Origin of the sequence: Pikeienuella piscinae, assembly GCF_011044155.1 — a bacterium.
Lineage (GTDB): Bacteria > Pseudomonadota > Alphaproteobacteria > Rhodobacterales > Rhodobacteraceae > Pikeienuella > Pikeienuella piscinae.
In genome coordinates, this window is sequence record NZ_CP049056.1 from 1,197,987 (window position 1) to 1,214,597 (window position 16,611).

Sequence of the window (16,611 nt, forward strand, 5' to 3'; positions counted from 1 at the left end):
TCACTCCATTCCGAGAAGGTCGTAGATGCGCCGCGAATAGGCGCCGAATTCCGGTGACTGGCGCATGTCCAGCCGCCGTGGATAGGGAAGGTCGATGGGGAAGAAATCCGCCATGCGCGCGGGGCCCGACGTCAGCACCGCGCAGTGCGAGCCCATCAGCACCGCCTCCTGAATTGAATGAGTGACGAAGAGGATCGTCTTCCGGCTTTCGGTCCAGATGCGCAGCAATTCGAGATTCATGCGCTCGCGCGTCAGCGCGTCGAGCGCGCCGAAAGGCTCGTCCATAAGCACGAGGCGCGGGTCATGAACCAGCGCGCGGGCGATGGCGGCGCGCTGCTGCATGCCGCCGGAAAGCTCATAGGGGCGGCTGGTCTCGAACCCTTTCAGGCCGACAAGCGCGATCAGCTCCATCGCGCGCGCGCGCGCGCTCTTCATCGGCAGGCCCAGAATCTCCGCCGGCAGCAGGATGTTGTCGATGATGTTGCGCCACTTCAGCAGCAGCGGCTGCTGGAACACCATTCCGACATCGCGCCCCGGCGTGAACGGGTTCGCCGGATCGCCGATCTCGACCGTCCCGTCATCGTGGCCATGAAGGTCGGCGAGGATCTTCAGCACCGTGGTCTTGCCGCAACCCGACGGCCCGACGAGCGAGATCAGCTCTCCCTCCGTCACATTCATGGTGACGTCGGACACCGCGAGGAACTCGTTCCCCCCGGACCGATAGACCTTCGAGACGTTCTCCATCCTGATGAAAGGGCGGGCGGCGGGCGCCGCCGCGTTCAACTCAGCCATCTGTCCAGATTCTCCTTCACGAAGGCGTCGTCGGCAAGATGCGGATAGGCTGCCGAGACCCGGTCGATCTCAGCAGCCTGACCCGGCCCGAGCCCCTCCTCCGGGTCGAGCAGCGCCATGTTCTCCAGCAAGCCCTGACGACGCAGGACTTCGTGACACCCGGCGATGCAGCCGGCGAAATCGTTCCGGACGTCAAAGAGCGCGCCATTCGCATCCGTCACCTGGCTGTCGAGCGCGAGAAGATCGGCGGGAATCGCGCCCGCTTCCGCCGCCGCCCGCGCCCGCGCGTGCATCTCCACCGCTCGCTTCGTCCAGGCTGACCAATGGCCGAGCAGACCGCCGCGGATGCGCATCTCCACTTCCTCGCCGTCCCGAACCATCCGGAAGGGCGTGACGAGGTCGAGCAGGATATGATCGTCATTGCCAGTATAGAGCGCCACCCGATCCTCGGCGCGCGCCTCGACGACGCCGCGGATCACGTCGATGGTGCGATACCGGTCGAAGGGCGCCATCTTGATCGCCACGACGTTCTCGATCGCGGCGAACCGGCGCCAGAACGCCGCCGAGAGATCGCGCCCGCCAACAGCGCGCTGAAGGTAGAAACCGACGACCGGGATCTCCGCGGCGATCGCCTCGGAATGCCGGATAAGCTCATCCTCGTCCGCCTGCCCGAGCGCGGCGAGCGACAGGAGACCGGCGTGATAGCCGAGAGAGCGCGCGACGCCCGCTTCGCGCCGGGCCTGGTCGGTCCCGCCGCAAAGCCCGGCGATCATGATCATCGGTCGCGACGCCCAGTCCGCCGCCGTTTCGGCGGCGAGCCGCAGCACCGGCTCGTAGAGCCCGGCTTCGCGAATCGCGAACTGCGTCGTGTGGACGCCGACCGCCAGACCACCGGCGCCCGCATCGACATAGTATCGGCTGAGCGCGCGCTGGCGGCGCTCGTCGAGCGCGCGTGACGGGGTCAGCGCAAGCGGATGCGCGGGGATCACCGCGCCGGCGCGCAGGCTCTTCAGGACCTCGCCCGGAATGTCTGACGCGTCCGCCACTGAACCCCCGCAATCCGATAAGTAACCGTATGGTTATTATGCTGAGCGCGAAACGCGGAAGTCAAGCGGAACGAAACGTCGATCAGCGCCGCGCCCGTCGCTAGGCGAGCGCACGATCGGGCTCGGGCCGCGGACGCACGCCGCCACTTCGCCGCAGATAGCCGAGCACGACCTCCACCATGTGCGCGCGCCGCCGCGCGAGGTTGTCCGGCGCCTCCAGATCGCGGTCGAAGATCACGGACAGCGTGTAGCGGTTCGACAGGTAGAAATATCCGAGCCCGGCGATCGAGATATAGAGATCGACCGGGTCCACCCCCGCGCGAAAAACCTTCGCGTCCTCGCCCCGCCGCAGGATCTGCGCGATCATGTCGGCGAAGGGCGAGTGCATCTCGCGCGCACGCGTCGAATTCCTCAAGTGCCGCGCCTTGTGGAGATTTTCGGAGTTCAGCAGGTTAAGAAACTCGGGGTGTTCGATATAGTGATCCCACGTCGTCTCGACCAGCCGGCGCATGGCCTCCTCTGGTGGAAGATGGTCGAGCGCCATCTCCCGCTCGCGTCTGCGGATGGCCGCGTAGGCGCCTTCGAGGACGACAAGGAACAACGCGTCCTTGTCCCCGAAATAGTGATAGAGCATCCGCTTGTTCACACCGGCGCGGTCCGCGATATCGGCGATTCTGGCCCCGCCGAGGCCTTTGGTGGAGAACTCATGCGTCGCGGCGTCGAGGATGCGTTTCTTCGTGCCATCCGGGTCGCGCCTGATGGTCTCGACGGCGCCACGGGACCCGTCTTTCTTGTTGACATCAAGCGTCATCAGCGCGCACCGTCAAGTAAACACAGGGTTACTTTGATAGGTATGCGCCGTTACGTCAATCTCGCCGTTAACGGCGGCCATGAGAACGGGAGGTTCAATCCATGCGGAGTTTCAGGAAACCGGGTCTGACGGGGGGAATGACGGCGGCGTTCGCGGCCGTTTCCGCCTGTTTCGCTTTCGGCGCGCATGCGCAGGACAAGACGGAGATCGACTTCGTCCTGAACTGGATCGCCGGCGGCGACCACGCCCCCTACTACTACGCGGCTCAGGAAGGCTGGTATGACGAAGCCGGGATCGACCTGACCATCCAGCAGGGCAAGGGCTCGACGATGGCCGCCCAGCAGACCGGCATCGGCAAGACCCAGATCGGCCTCGCCGATCTCGGGACGGCGCTGGTCGCGAAGGGCAAGGGCGCCGATCTCATTGCCGTGATGAACATCTACGCCAATTCGCCATACGGCATGTACTGGATGAAATCTTCGGGCATTGGAGGGATCGAGGATTTTTCGGGTCACAAGATCGGCAACCCGCCCTGGGATGCGGCGCGCGCGATGTGGCCCGCGCTCGCCAAGGCGAACGATGTCGATCCGGACTCGGTGACATGGGTGAACGTCCAACCGAACGCGAAACTGGCGGCGCTGAAATCGGGTTCTATCGACGTGACGACGTCATTCTACAACATCCACCACATCTTCCAGCGGGAACTCGGCGACGACATGGGCTTCTTCGCGTGGAAGGAGTACGGCATCAACCCTTACGGCAATTCGATCATCGTCAATGGCGAATTCCTGAAGGACCACGCCGACGCCGTGCAGGCGTTCGTCGCCGTCTCACAGCGCGCCTTCGCCGCCTGCGTGAAGGAACCGGCGCCCTGCGTCGATGCGCTGGTCTCGGCCAATACCGGTCTCAAGGCTGATAACGAGATGCAGAACTGGGCTCTTGTCGTCGAACTGATGACCGATGAGACGTCGACGACCAAGGGGCTCGGCTATTTCGACGAGGACAGGCTGAAATCCGACTACGAACTCGTCTCGACCTATTTCGACATCGAACAGCCATTCGACATCATGGAAGCGGTTCGCAACGATTTCATCGACACCTCGATCGTGGTGCCAACGCCCTGAACGACGGCGTCGAATGACCTGGAAACGGCCCCGCCAGCGGGGCCGTTTTCGTTTCCGATCAGCCGAACTCCGGCCCTGCGGCGGCGCAGTAACGCGCCGGGTCCGGCGGCGGCGCGTCCCCCAGCGCCATGCGGCGAAAGGCGCGGACCGGCCGAAACTCCAGACGCTCCAGCAGGGCCGCGACGCCGGGCGCAGCGTCATTCGCATCGACGATCAGCGCGCGGCCCTCCGCGCCGGCAAGCATCGCCGCGAGCGCTGATTCCACGCGGTCGGGGCTCTCGGTCAGAATCGGGCCGATATGGTGCGCCGTCCGGCCATCGCGCGAGAATGCGGCGAAGCCCGCACCGCTCACCGCCGGCCCGCGACTCGCGAGCCGCCGCAGCATGGCAGGTCTTGAAAACCCGATACCCGCCCTGTCGAGATCGTCCGCCAGCGTAGGCGCCGGCGCCGCCGCAGGCGCCAGCCCCCCCGGGTTCGGACCTTCCCTCCGCCATCTGGTCAGCCCCGCCAGCGCCTCGAATCCGAGAGCGCTATAGATCCGCTCGCCGTCGCCCGTCGCATCGAGCTGCGGCGCAAGGCCGAGCCGCTTCGCCTCAGCCGCGGCGACGGCGGTGAGGCGGCTGCCGAAACCGCGGCCCCGCGCCGCCGCCGCCGTCAGCACCATCGAGATCCACGCGATGCGCGGCGGATACGGCAACAGCGCGGCGCTCGCCGCAACCTCGCCGTCCACCCTGATTCCCCAGACTGCGCCGCAATCGAGAAACACGCGCCAGTCGGCTTCGATCTGGTTCCAGCCCGCCAAGTCCGAGAGCGCCAGACAGGCGGGAAGATCGGCCGCGGTCAGGCGTTCGGGCGCCGCGTCAGAACTTGCCATCGCGAACCTGAAACCCCGTCGGCTTCCCGAGACTTTCGCCCCCGCGGGCGATCCAGTCCGCCTGCCAGTCGATCATCGTCTCAAGATCGACGGCGGGAACGCCGAACAGGCCTGCGGCTTTCGCCGCGTTGTTCAGCCAACCTGTCTCGGCCTCCACGCCCGCCAGCTTCGCCTCGGTTCCGAACCTCTTCGCGAATTCGCCGGCCAGCCAACGAATGGAGACCGTCTCCGGCCCGGTGACGTTCAACGCCGAGATCGGCGCCGTCACATGGCGGAGCGCGCGCAGGACCTGGCTGTTCGCATCACCCTGCCAGATGACGTTCGCATGACCCATCGTCAGGTCCACAGTTTCGCCCGCGAAGACAAGCGCGCCGACATCGTGGAGAACCCCATATCGCATATCGATCGCGTAGTTGAGGCGAATCAGGATACCCGCGGTCCCCAGCGACTGCGAGTAATGTTCGAACACCCGCTCCCGCGCCAGGCAGGACCACGCGTATTCACCCGAGGGCGGGCCGACGGGGGTTTCTTCGGTCGGGCCACCGCTGTCAGGGGTGGTGAAAGGATAGACGCAGCCGGTCGAAAACGCGACGATCCGCGCATCCGCGAACCGCTCCGCGACGATGGCGGGGGCGAGCGCGTTCATCGCCCAGGTGAAAGGCTCGGACCCGGTTGCGCCGAACTTGCGCCCCGCCATGTAGATGACGTTCGGCGCGTCCGGCAGCCGCGCGACCGCCGCGCGGTCCAGGAGATCGCAGGATATGGTTTCGACGCCGTGGCTTTCCAGTGACGCGCGGACGTCCGGGTCGGAAAACCGCGCCACCGCCATCACCCGCCGATCCGGCGCCGCGCGCTTCGCCATGCGCGCAAGGGTCGGCCCCATCTTTCCGCCCGCGCCGAGCACCATGATGTCGCCCGGCGCCGCCGCGAGATCGGCCTTCAACGCCGTCGTCGGCCGCGTCATCAGCTCTTCGAGTTCGGCGACATCGGCGATTTTCGACGGCATGCCGCCGGAAGCGTCTTCGGTCATGATCGGGCTCCTGTCGGGGTTCGAGTCAGCTGGATCGGACACGGCTGTCATTCGTCACGGTCAGCCGCTCCAGAAGGACGACCAGCCCGTAAAGAACGACGCCGATCAGAGTGATAAGCAGGACCGCCATGAACATCGCCGCGGTGTCCAGCGTCACCTGCACCTGGAGCATCAGGTAACCGAGCCCCTCTTCCGATGCGATGAACTCGCCGACGACGGCGCCCGCCACCGCGAGCACCGTCGCGACCTTCATGCCGGAGAATATATAGGGGAGCGAGCCTGGCAGCTGAATCTTCGTGAAGATCTGCCAGCGCGACCCTTTCAGCGACCGCACGAGATCGAGGAGGTCTGGCTCCACCTCGCGCAGGCCGCGCGCCGTCGTGAGCAGGATCGGCAGCACGCAAATGGCGAAGACGATCAGCACGTTGGGCGTGAAGCCGTAGGAGAACCAGACAATGAAGAGCGGGCCGAGCGCCACTTTCGGAATCATGTTCAGGCTGATCATCAGCGGCATCACCGCCTGATCGACGATGCGCGACCATGAACTGAGCAACGCCACGCCGACGCCGAAAACCGTGGCGATCAGGTAGCCGGCCAGGATCTCGCCCGCGGTCACCATCGTGTTGTGAAACCAGTCATACTCGTCCCAGAGCGCGGCGATTGTCTCCACCGGCCCCGGCATCACGTAACTCGGAACGTCGCCCAGCCGAACCCAGAGCCACCACGCGACGATGACGCCGACATGGGCGGCGATCGCGACCCAGTAGCGCCGCACGAACATGCGCGCGCGATCGAGACCCGAAACCGCCGACTGTCGTTCGGGCGTCTCGTCACCCGCATGTTGCGTCATGCTCAGATTTCCCCATAAGTAACCGTCCAGATACTCCGGTATCCACCGCTCCCCCGTCAAGGGCGACAAAGCGACTGAGGAGGAAAGAAATGTCGGCTCCCAAAATCCTGACGACAGTCGTCGGCTCATATCCGACGCCGGACTGGCTGATCGCCGCGCCGAGCGAACAGGCGCTGACCGACGCGACGCGCGTCGTGCTGAACACGCAGGAAAGCGCCGGCGTCGACCTGGTCTGCGATGGCGAACTTTACCGCTTCGACATCAACCACCCGGAAACCAACGGGATGATCGAGTATTTCGTGCGCCCGATGGGCGGCGTGCGCGCCGATCTGACGTTCCGGGAGATTCAGGCGTTCCGCTCGCAGGAGGGGATGGGCTTTCGCACCCGGCCCGCGGCGGTGGTCGACGGCGCCGTGACGGGCGGCGCGCTCGACCTGCCGGCGGCCTGCGCGCGCGCGAAGGGGCTGGCGTCGCGTCCGCTGAAGTTCACGCTGACCGGGCCGCACATGCTGGCGAAAACCCTGTCCGACAATCACTATGGCGACCGGCCGAAGCTGGCCATGGCGATCGCGGAGGCGCTGGCGGAGCAAGTCGCGCATCTCGACGCCGACGTCGTGCAGCTCGACGAAGCCAATCTTCCCGGGCATCCCGAGGAATGGGAATGGGCGGCGGAAGCGGCGAACATCGTCCTCTCAGCGGTGAAGACCACGCCGGCGATCCATCTCTGCTTCGGCAACTACGGCGGCCAGAGCGTGCAGAGCGGCACATGGGACCGGCTGATGGATTTCCTCAATGCGCTCAAGGTCGATCATATCGTCATGGAGATGGCGGCCCGCCCGGCCGAGGAACTGGTCGCCTTCAAGGCGCTTCGCCCCGAAATCGGCCTTGGCCTCGGCGTTGTCGACGTGAAGCGCACGATGGTCGAAAGCGCGGACGAGATCGCGCGCTCGATCGACCGGGCGGTCAGCGTGCTCGGCGAGGGGCGCGTCCGCTACGTGCACCCGGATTGCGGCTTTTGGATGCTGAAGCGCAGCATCGCCGACGCCAAGATCCGCGCCCTTGTCGCAGGCCGCGACCTTCACGCCGGCGCCGGCCGGCTGGCCGCCGGCTGATCCGCGCCGGGGTCGGGGGGCGGCCGCGCCCCCTCCTCGCCACCACCCCACGGGAGGCTTCAGCATGAACCTGATTTCCGGCCACAAGGAATTCGCCGCGCCGCAAGACGCCGCCATCTGGGATATCGACCCCTACGCCGTCGAGACCCTGACCGCGCCCGAGCCCTATTACGCGGAACTCCGCGCCAGGGGCGCGTTCGCCTACATCCCGCGCTACTCCATCCTCGCCTGCGGCGGTTACGAGGCGACGAAGGAGGTATTCTCCGACCATGAGCGATTCGCGTCGTCGAACGGCGTCGGCCTCCACGACCTGAAGCTGGAGGATTCGTGGCGCGCGCCCTCGATCGTCCTGGAGGTGGATCCCCCCGACCACGCAGCCAACCGCCGCGTGATCATGCGCGCGCTGTCGCCCAGGGCGGTCGCCGGGCTCAAGGAACGGTTCCGCGCGGCGGCGGACGCGCTGGTGGATCAGTTGATCGAGAAGGGCAGCTTCGACGCCGTGGCCGAATGCGCGGAAACCTTTCCCACCACGGTCTTTCCGGCCGCGGTCGGACTGAAACTGAACGACCGGCGAAAGCTGATCGATTACGGTTCGATGGTGTTCAACGGCTATGGGCCGGACAATGAGCTCCGCCGCGCCGCGCTGGCGAAATCGGACAAGATCATTCCCTGGATCACCAGGAGTTGCGGACGCGGCAATTTGCGCCCCGACGGTCTGGGCGCAACCTTCTTCGAGGCCGCGGACGCAGGCGAGATCACCGAGAAAGAGGCGGAGCTTCTGGTGCGCTCGCTCCTCTCCGCCGGCGTCGATACCACGGTCGCCAGCATAGGCAACGCGCTCTGGTGTCTCTCCCGACACCCTGCGGAGTTCGAAAAGCTGAAGGCCGATCCAAGCCTCACGCGGCCCTGTTTCGAAGAGGTGCTGCGCTACACCTCACCGGTTCACAGCTTCTGCCGCACCGCGACCCGCGACACCGAGGTCGCCGGCGTCAGGATCGAGGAAGGTTCGAAAATCCTCTGCGTGCTCGGCGCCGCCAATCTCGACGAGAGCCGGTGGGAGGCCCCCACGCGCTTCAATATCGAGCGCCGTCCGACCGGGCACCTCGCCTTCGGGGTCGGCGTCCACAACTGCGTCGGCCAGAACGTGGCCCGCGCCGAACTGGACGCGATCCTCTCGTCGATCGCGGAAAAGGTCTCCTCGATCGAACCGGCTGGCGACCCCGAATGGCGCCCCAACAACGCGATGCGCTTTCTGGACCGCCTGCCGATCACCTTCAGACCGCGTTGACGCCAAGTTTGTATGTAGGTTCGATGCCTAACGCCACAGTACTTTCGGGGCGAATTGAAGTTCAATGCACCTGAATTGCGGTCGAATCACAAAAGACCGTGAACTGAATCGTAATGTAAACTTTTAATACAGTGAAATCAGCCTGCGCCACTACATAATTATCTAAACTATTGACAAAATAGTCGAAATCCACATACGGTTCTCCATTGCTCGGCTGAGCGGCCTGACTCGCGTTTAAGTGGTAGAGTGAGAGTACATACGTTTTTTTCAAGATCGAATAGAGTCTGACCGCTCCCGCATAGGCGGAGACACACTGTGAACAAGAAAAAGATTGTATTCTATGAGCTAAACGAAGTTCCCAGCAGAATTTTTGATCATTTTACACTCGCATTTCCAAACAGTGCGTTCGCGCGATTAAACAGACATGCCCTACGCTACGAAACATACACTGAAGATGCCGGACATCTCAGCCCGTGGGTTACTTGGCCGACCCTACATCGTGGCGTGACCAACGAAGATCACGAAATCTCCGATTTTGGTATGGATCTGTCTCATGTTAACAAAGAAATGCCGCCGATCTGGGATTTCCTTGCCAGACAAGGCTGCAGGGTTGGAATGTTCGGAAGCCTGCACACCTACCCGCTTCCAGATAACGTAGAACAATATTCATTCTACGTTCCGGACACTTTTGCCGCTGGTCCAGAATGCTTTCCCAGCAGATATGAAGCCTTCCAGGAATTCAATCTGAGAATGGTAGGAATGAACGGGCGCAACGCGCACTCCGGAATTGCTCTACGGGAAGCGATCGAATTCGTGAGGAAAGCACCCGGACTAGGGTTACGCGCAGCGACCATCGGAAAACTGGCTAGTCAAATAGCCTCCGAGCGCATCAACAGTAAGCGCGTAGTCCGAAGGCGTACGTCTCAGGTTCAGATTGCCTTTGATTTCTTTCTGAAAGCGCTCATTGCGGACAAGCCAGACGCGTCCTTCTTCTTCACCAACCACGTGGCGTCATCGATGCATCGCTACTGGCCGGCAATCTTTCCACAAGATTATGACGAGCTCCAATATGATGACGCGTGGATTGAGGCTTGGCGGAACGAGATCCCCTTCACGATGAGAGAAACGGCCTCGCAGCTCTCTCATCTGATGGAGTTTGTGGAGCGATCTCCAGACCACCTGCTGGTTGTAGCATCGAGCATGGGTCAGGAGGCGGTGCAGGAGAAAAAGAAGATCGAAAGTCAGGTCATTATTTCGAGCATGCAGCGCCTGATGGCCTCCTTGGATATGCAACCAAGTGACTGGCACCGTCGTCCGTCGATGATTCCGCAATTCAACGTCTATGTAACCGAAGAATCCCGGGCGCGCTTTCTTCAAAATGTCGGAGCACTCAGCATCAATGGCAAGGGAATAAATATCAAAGAACTGGGCGAGGGCATTATCCGGTTGGGATTCGGACTAGTGAATCAGTTGAAAGTATCGGCGACTTACAAGGGCGAGGCGGTGGATTATACCGCGTTCGGGTTCTCTAACATCTCGCTACAAGATGCGGCGGGCGCCAACGCTTATCACATTCCGCAAGGGGTACTTCTGGTTTACGATCCACACAAGCCCGGCCGGGGCGGCACTTCGACCGACAGCGTTTCGACCACCGAAGTGTTTCCTACGATCGCGCGGAACTTCGAGCTGAATACGCCATCATATCTGCGCGGCGGATTCAGTCTGTGAACGCTGGCGTCCTTCGGGAGGCTTCTCCATTGCTCCGTTGCTAGATATGTCACCGGCTCCGGCTTCAAATGTCGCCGTTTTCATCATCTCTTGTCCGTGTTGGCCGCGAAATCTACGCTTAGGTCATCGTGGACTCACGCCTTTCTCAAAGTTCACTATTGTGAGTGAGTGCTGGAGGGTCCCGGATAAAGCGATAAAGGCGTTGCGGGCGGAACGCACAGAACTCTGCAAACGGCGCCCCGCGCCCGCGCGGGAGATGGGAGGGAATATGACCGAGGAAACAAGGCTTGAGGGCGGGTGCCTCTGTGGCGCGCTCCGCTACCGGATCGACGGCGCGCCCCGGATCGTCAGCACCTGTCATTGCGGCATGTGCCGGCGCGCGAGCGGCGCGCCTTTCGTGATCTGGATGACCGTGCTCAAGGACAGGGTGACGTTCGAAGGGGCGCCGCGCTGGCGCGAGTCGAGTGAAAGCGGCGCGCGCGGTTTCTGCGCGGCCTGCGGAACGCATGTCGCCGCCCGTTCGGATCACTACGAACGGTATTACGACATCCCAGCGGGCACTCTGGACGAACCCGCAGCCGCGCCGCCGCAGCGCCATGTCTTCGCCGCCTTCCGCCTGCCCTGGGTGGCGCTCGACGATGGATTGCCCGCCTATGAGGAAGACGCGCGCTCGGCGCTGATCGTCACGGCGTCTACGCCGTGATCGACCTCTACACATGGGCGACGCCGAACGGCCACAAGGTCCACGTCATGCTGGAGGAATGCGCCCTGCCCTACCGCGTTCATCCGGTTCATATCGGCCGGGGCGAGCAGTTCGCGCCGGAATTCCTTGCGATCAGCCCCAATAACCGCATCCCGGCGATCATCGACCGGGGCGGCCCCGGCGGCGCGCCGATGGCGCTGGCCGAAAGCGGGGCGATCCTGATCTATCTCGCGGAAAAGACCGGGCGCTTTCTCGCTCCAGAAGGCCCTTCGCGCCACCTCGCGCTGCAATGGGTGATGTTCCAGATGAGCGCGGTGGGGCCGATCTTCGGCCAGTGCTACCACTTTCGCACCGACGCGCCGGAGCCGGTCCCCTATGCGATCGACCGGTTCACCCGCGAGGCGCGACGGCTCTACGGGGTGCTGGACAAACGTCTCGCCGAAGCGCGCTACCTCGCCGGGGAGGAGTTGAGCATCGCGGATTTCGCGACATGGCCCTGGGCGCACGGAATCGCGAAGCAGGGGCACGATCCCGCCGATTATCCGAATGTCATACGCTGGTTCGAGGAAATCCGCGCCCGGCCCGCCGTCCGCCGCGGCGTCAAGGTGCTGAGCGAGAGCCGCCGGCTGGAGATGAACGCCGCGGAGCGCGACATCCTCTTCGGCGATGCGGGTCCCCGCCGGCCGACGGCGTAGAGCGAAAGCTGAACCCGCCTTCCGACTGAAAGAACCCGCGCGCGCAGCGAAGCGGCGTCAGAGACGCCCGGCAGCCCGCAGCTCCGCCACCACCTTGTCCGCCATACCGGCGCAGCGCGCGCCGCCGAACGGGAAAATCGCGTCGAACCCGCCCTGGACCCGCCGTTCGAGCGCGTTGCGCAAGCGGCGGCGGGCGCGAAACAGCCGTGTCTTGACCGTGACCGGATTGAGCGACAGGTCGCGCGCGATGGCGAGCACGCTCATGCCCTCGGCCTCTCGCAAAAGGAAGGGCAGGCGCAGTTCCGCCGGCAGCCCGGCGACCGCGTCCTCGAGGAGCGCGCGGATCTGCGCGCGCCCGAGATCCGCATCTGGCCGGGCCGGGTCCTGACCGGGGAAGGCCAGTATGCGGGTGGCTTTCGCATCATCTTCGGCCACGGTGTCATATTCCTCCTGCGGGCGGGCGCGGCGGAGCTGCATCAATGCGGCGTTGAGCGCGATGCGGGTGATCCAGGTGGAGAACCGCGCTTCTCCGCGGAACGTGTCCAGACGGCTGAACGCCTTCAGATAGGTTTCCTGCACCACGTCCTCGGCTTCCGCATCGCTCGAGACGACGCCGCGGGCGATGCGGAAAATTCGCGGGTTCATGCGGCGGATCAGTTCACGCACGGCGGCTTCGTCGCCCGCCCTCGCGGCGTCGACAAGCTCCGCTTCCGAAGCGTCCGGCCCCGGAAGCGTAGGGGTTGACCGATTAGTTTCGGCGATCGCGCTCCATTCATTCGGCTGGGCGCTCATGCCCGGTCCTCCTCTTCGATCCGTCCGTTCGCGAGAATCTCCTCGACCCCCGGCAGCGCCGCCAGCACCTCGGGCGAGACGTCCTCGGCGTCGGCGCTCGGCCCCTCCCAGCCGGCGTCTCCGGGCGCGCCGACGACGATGCGCCCGACCATGGCCGCCATCTCGTGCGGAATGCAGTAGTAATCATACACCCCCGGCGCCGTGAGCGTGACCTCGAAACTCTCGTCGGGCAGGAGGAAGTCGCTGTCCCATGGCGCGGCGGCCGCGGGGATACGGCGCGTCCGCCCGTAAACCTCGGGGTGATAGGCGGTGGCGGTGTGGCTGTTGCCGGGATCGCGGTTGACGAAGCGAACCGTCGACCCCGGCGCGACGGCGAGCCCGCGCGGCGCGAACCAGATGCGTTCACCGCGCGCCGTGCCTTTCATCTCGATCTGTTCTCGCGGCCCGGCGCGCAATAGGGCCGGACTCGAGAGGGTGGCGAGCGCGCCACCCCCCAAAGTCAGGAACGCCCTGCGTGAGACCATCATTTCGCAAGGCGCCCCTTCGCTTCATCGTCATGGAAGAGGACGACATGCGCGTGCGGCTTCTCGACCCCGGGATGACCGGCGTTGTAGTAGATGTCGACCGAGGACACGTGATGCGCGCCGATCGCAAGATCGTCGTAGGCCGTGCCGTTCTGAAGCTCCTCCAGCGGCGTCATATAGATCGTGGCCGAGAGCTTGCCGTCATGGTCATATGAAAGGAACGGCCCCGCCGGCAACGTCTCGGGGTTCACGAACAGCGTGCCGAGGCCCGGCAGGAACGCCGGCAGCGGCAGCACATCGCTGACCTGAACATAGGGGTCGCCCGGAGGGGCCATACGAAGGGCGTCTTCGTCATGGGCGGTCGCACACGCCGCGGCCCCCAGCACGAGGGCGGCGCTCAGAAGCGTGGATTTAAACACGTCGGTTCCTTTCATTTCGACAGTCGCTGCGGCGCCGGTATTCAGGCGCTCGAACGGTCTGATGCGGCGCAACGCGAAAGGTTCCCGTGTCCGGACTCTTTAAATCGGCGTAGAGTTCATGCGGCTCGATCGGCGCCTCGAACGCACGTGGGCAGGCGCGCGTCCGCCGACGAAATATCTCGTCGCGGAAGGCAGGACGCGCGCTCTCGCCAGCGCGAAGCGCCGCGCCGCGAAAACGGGCCGAGACCCGCGCGGAGCTGATCGCGGCCTTCGCGGAAAGGACGTCGGCGCGCCACGCTCGCCTGCCGGCCCCGAAAAACCGCATGAATATCGCGCCAGCAGGAGACGCCTGCGATCATATGGACGCGGGAGGCCCTCCGGCCGGTCGCAATCGCATTGTCGCCCTTCGCCCCGGGGCGCGCGCCCGCAGCGCCGCGATCAGGCCGGCGCGCGCCTCAACCCCGCGCCAGCCCCGTTCGAAACCGCCTCATGTTTTGCCGGTAATGTTTCGCAGATTCGGCGAGCCCGCGAATCGTCGCCTCGTCCAGCACCCGAACCGGTTTCGCCGGCGCGCCCATGATAAGCAGCCCGTCGGGAAATTCCTTGCCTTCCGTCACCAGCGCATTCGCGCCGATCAGGCAATTCCGTCCGATCTTCGCGCCGTTCAGCACCGTCGCGCCCATGCCGACAAGGCTCCCCTCCCCGATATCGCAACCGTGCAGGATCGCCCTGTGGCCGACGGTGCAGTTCCGGCCGACGCTGAGCGGCGAACCCGGATCGGTGTGCATCACCGTACCGTCCTGAACGTTCGAGCCGTCGCCGATCTCGATCAACTCGTTGTCGCCGCGCAGCACCGCGTTGAACCAGATGCTGACGCCGGAACCGAGCGCGACATTTCCGATCACCCGCGCTCCGGGCGCGACCCAGTAGTCGTCATCCTCCGGCAGGCGCGGCGTCTTTCCATCCAGCGCGTAGATCCCTGTCATGTCTCGAACTCCTTCGACGATTTTCGCACCCGAGCCTGCACGCCCGGCCCTTCTGCGACCGGCCCGCGACGCGTCGCGGACCACCAGGAGCCACCCGTCGCTGGCGCTCTCCTGTCGCTGCGCCGACCCCGGACAGGCTTCGACGAGAAGCCGCGCTTTCGCCGATCAATCGGCAACCCTTTCGCGGCGCCGCCGCGGGCGCGCCCGGAGCCGAAATAGCAGAGCGCGGCCCGGGCGACCAGCGCGTCCTCCGTCCAGCGGCACATCGCGCGAACGGCGACTCCAGCTCGGTGGGTGCGGCGCCACGCACGTTCGCCGCGCGCCGGATCGCCGCCGCCGCCCACCATCATTTCCCGAGTGACGCCGCCGCCCCCAAGCTGCTACATTCTGCGCGTGCGGCGCGGGGATGGAGACGCCCGTTCACGAGTGGGTCGAGTTCAGGATTGTGCTCGCCGCGATGTTCGGTCGACCAATGAAGTGATCCGGTTTTGCGCGTACGACAGCGACCAGGCGCACATCTCGATGCGCCGTCCGGGCGGCTCCGGCAGCGTCGACGACGTCGCACCATGTCCGCGCGCGCCAACGAAACGGGCCCGGGCAAGTTCGGAAGGGGGGCGCTGGTGCGCACAAGTGCGAATCTGGACGGTCTGTTGGAATGCGTCGAATGCACGACCGCCATTGAAGGTCGGGGCGACGCTCCGATCACATGTCCGCACTGCGCGCGCGTCTACGAGATATGCAACGGCGCTCTGGTGATGATGCACTCCGGAAACGCTCTCTTTCCCCCTCAGGCCTACGCCGCCGAGGAAGGCGGCCGCACGATGCAGGGCGCAACGGGCGCGCGCGCGCGCATCAAGGGGTTGGCGCCCAGTCGCTCCGTCAATCTCGTGCGCGCCGAAAACCTGAAGAAAATCGCGAGAGAGCGTGGCGGCCCGAACGAACGGATCCTGATAATCGGGTGCGGCCATCAAAAACAGGAAATCCTGGATCTGTTCGAAGAAACGCAGGCCGAACTGATCTTTTGCGATGTGGACAAGGCCTCCGACACCGATCTCTATTGCGATTCCCACCGCTTGCCCTTTCGCGACGGCTGCCTGACGGGCGTCATCACCACTGCTGTATTGGAGCATGTCCTCAAACCATGGGTGGTGGCAGAGGAAATCCACCGCGTCCTGCGCGCGGATGGATATGTCTATTCCGAGGTGCCGTTTCTACAGGCGGTCCACGAAGGCCCTTACGACTTCACCCGATTCACGATGAGCGGCCACAGATTGCTCTTCGAAAAGTTCGACGAGCGCGGCAGCGGCGTCGTGGCCGGTCCGGGCACAAGCCTGACCTGGGCGCTTACCGAATATTTCCGGGCTCTGTCCGGCAACCGCAAGGTGGCGGCGGCGCTGCGGCTACTCGCGCAACTGCTGTTCTTCTGGGTGAAGTTCACCGACCATTTTCTTGGCCAGTCCCGGCGCGCGCAGGAGGCCGCATCCTGCACCTTTTTCTACGGGACGCGACGCGAGGACGCCGTGGACCCGCAAGATATCATAGCCCGCTACGGCAAATCGAATTTCTTCCACACCTGACCGGCGAACCCAACGGCGCTCGATGTCGTGCCGGAGCCGCAAGCCACGCGCACCAAGAGCCCGGCCGCAATCTCGGCGAGTGTCGCGGCCTTCAGCAGCGGGAAACCGTTCGGTGAGTCGCTAGCATCCGTTGCGAAGTGGCGAGCGGCGGAACAGGGGCGATGCCGGTTTTCTACTGACTCGTGCGCATTCCGAAGTTCCCTGCCCGCCGGGGCCACGGGAAATTCACGCATCTGACCGACGCGCGTGATCGACTGTTA

Annotated in this window: 17 protein-coding genes; 7 read left to right on the forward strand and 10 right to left on the reverse strand. The window is 64.5% G+C overall.

From position 1 onward, the window contains the following. From G5B40_RS05775 to G5B40_RS05785, 3 genes are all read right to left on the reverse strand, one after another. Nucleotides 1-792, reverse strand: a complete 792-nt coding sequence (locus tag G5B40_RS05775) for an ABC transporter ATP-binding protein (protein ID WP_165096177.1) — start codon at nucleotides 790-792, stop codon at nucleotides 1-3. Further along, nucleotides 780-1,838, reverse strand: a complete 1,059-nt coding sequence (locus G5B40_RS05780) for a dihydrodipicolinate synthase family protein (RefSeq protein ID WP_211907419.1) — start codon at nucleotides 1,836-1,838, stop codon at nucleotides 780-782. The genes G5B40_RS05775 and G5B40_RS05780 overlap by 13 nt, the downstream gene beginning before the upstream one ends. Nucleotides 1,839-1,938: 100 nt before the next feature. Further along, entirely contained in the window at nucleotides 1,939-2,649 is a 711-nt protein-coding gene (locus G5B40_RS05785) for a TetR/AcrR family transcriptional regulator (RefSeq protein WP_165096179.1), read from the reverse strand. Between the two features lie 101 nt (nucleotides 2,650-2,750). Between G5B40_RS05785 and G5B40_RS05790 the strand changes: the two genes are divergently transcribed. After that, a complete protein-coding gene (locus G5B40_RS05790) occupies nucleotides 2,751-3,773 on the forward strand; it encodes an ABC transporter substrate-binding protein (RefSeq protein ID WP_211907420.1) in 1,023 nt (340 codons plus the stop codon). 58 nt (nucleotides 3,774-3,831) lie between these two features. On the opposite strand, the gene G5B40_RS05795 is transcribed toward G5B40_RS05790, so the two are convergent. Genes G5B40_RS05795 through G5B40_RS05805 form a run of 3 tightly spaced genes read right to left on the reverse strand, consistent with a single transcriptional unit; the run spans nucleotide 3,832 to nucleotide 6,527 of the window. Then, nucleotides 3,832-4,647 (reverse strand): GNAT family N-acetyltransferase, encoded by an 816-nt coding sequence (locus G5B40_RS05795; RefSeq protein ID WP_165096182.1) that lies wholly within the window; start codon nucleotides 4,645-4,647, stop codon nucleotides 3,832-3,834. After that, nucleotides 4,634-5,677 (reverse strand): NAD-dependent epimerase/dehydratase family protein, encoded by a 1,044-nt coding sequence (locus G5B40_RS05800; RefSeq protein WP_179961601.1) that lies wholly within the window; start codon nucleotides 5,675-5,677, stop codon nucleotides 4,634-4,636. Before G5B40_RS05800 ends, G5B40_RS05795 begins: the two co-directional genes overlap by 14 nt. A 25-nt stretch (nucleotides 5,678-5,702) precedes the next feature. Further along, nucleotides 5,703-6,527, reverse strand: coding sequence for an ABC transporter permease (locus tag G5B40_RS05805; protein ID WP_165096185.1), 825 nt, complete (start codon nucleotides 6,525-6,527; stop codon nucleotides 5,703-5,705). Between the two features lie 89 nt (nucleotides 6,528-6,616). Between G5B40_RS05805 and G5B40_RS05810 the strand changes: the two genes are divergently transcribed. The 5 genes from G5B40_RS05810 (at nucleotide 6,617) to G5B40_RS05830 (ending at nucleotide 12,053) form a co-directional block, all read left to right on the forward strand. Further along, nucleotides 6,617-7,639, forward strand: coding sequence for a cobalamin-independent methionine synthase II family protein (locus G5B40_RS05810; RefSeq protein ID WP_165096188.1), 1,023 nt, complete (start codon nucleotides 6,617-6,619; stop codon nucleotides 7,637-7,639). Nucleotides 7,640-7,703: 64 nt separating this feature from the next. Beyond that, on the forward strand, nucleotides 7,704-8,927 hold the full coding sequence (locus G5B40_RS05815) for a cytochrome P450 (protein WP_165096191.1): 1,224 nt from the start codon (nucleotides 7,704-7,706) through the stop codon (nucleotides 8,925-8,927). A 315-nt stretch (nucleotides 8,928-9,242) separates the two neighbouring features. Beyond that, nucleotides 9,243-10,655, forward strand: a complete 1,413-nt coding sequence (locus G5B40_RS05820; protein ID WP_165096193.1) for a hypothetical protein — start codon at nucleotides 9,243-9,245, stop codon at nucleotides 10,653-10,655. A 268-nt stretch (nucleotides 10,656-10,923) separates the two neighbouring features. Further along, nucleotides 10,924-11,358 (forward strand): GFA family protein, encoded by a 435-nt coding sequence (locus G5B40_RS05825; RefSeq protein ID WP_165096196.1) that lies wholly within the window; start codon nucleotides 10,924-10,926, stop codon nucleotides 11,356-11,358. Continuing rightward, on the forward strand, nucleotides 11,355-12,053 hold the full coding sequence (locus G5B40_RS05830; protein WP_165096199.1) for a glutathione binding-like protein: 699 nt from the start codon (nucleotides 11,355-11,357) through the stop codon (nucleotides 12,051-12,053). The genes G5B40_RS05825 and G5B40_RS05830 overlap by 4 nt, the downstream gene beginning before the upstream one ends. Before the next feature lie 57 nt (nucleotides 12,054-12,110). Here G5B40_RS05830 and G5B40_RS05835 read toward each other — a convergent pair whose 3' ends face one another. The 4 genes from G5B40_RS05835 to G5B40_RS05850 form a co-directional block, all read right to left on the reverse strand. Next, nucleotides 12,111-12,845, reverse strand: coding sequence for an RNA polymerase sigma factor (locus G5B40_RS05835; RefSeq protein ID WP_165096201.1), 735 nt, complete (start codon nucleotides 12,843-12,845; stop codon nucleotides 12,111-12,113). Next, nucleotides 12,842-13,270 carry a cupredoxin domain-containing protein gene (locus G5B40_RS05840; RefSeq protein WP_246209716.1) on the reverse strand — a complete coding sequence of 143 codons (429 nt, stop codon included), beginning with the start codon at nucleotides 13,268-13,270 and terminating at the stop codon, nucleotides 12,842-12,844. Before G5B40_RS05840 ends, G5B40_RS05835 begins: the two co-directional genes overlap by 4 nt. Before the next feature lie 98 nt (nucleotides 13,271-13,368). Further along, nucleotides 13,369-13,788 carry a hypothetical protein gene (locus tag G5B40_RS05845; protein ID WP_211907421.1) on the reverse strand — a complete coding sequence of 140 codons (420 nt, stop codon included), beginning with the start codon at nucleotides 13,786-13,788 and terminating at the stop codon, nucleotides 13,369-13,371. Nucleotides 13,789-14,243: 455 nt separating this feature from the next. Next, nucleotides 14,244-14,774, reverse strand: a complete 531-nt coding sequence (locus G5B40_RS05850; protein WP_165096210.1) for a gamma carbonic anhydrase family protein — start codon at nucleotides 14,772-14,774, stop codon at nucleotides 14,244-14,246. A gap of 566 nt (nucleotides 14,775-15,340) precedes the next feature. Here G5B40_RS05850 and G5B40_RS05860 point away from each other — a divergent pair. Further along, complete coding sequence (locus G5B40_RS05860) at nucleotides 15,341-16,351, forward strand: methyltransferase domain-containing protein (RefSeq protein ID WP_165096215.1); 1,011 nt, start codon at nucleotides 15,341-15,343, stop codon at nucleotides 16,349-16,351. Nucleotides 16,352-16,611 lie beyond the last annotated feature (260 nt).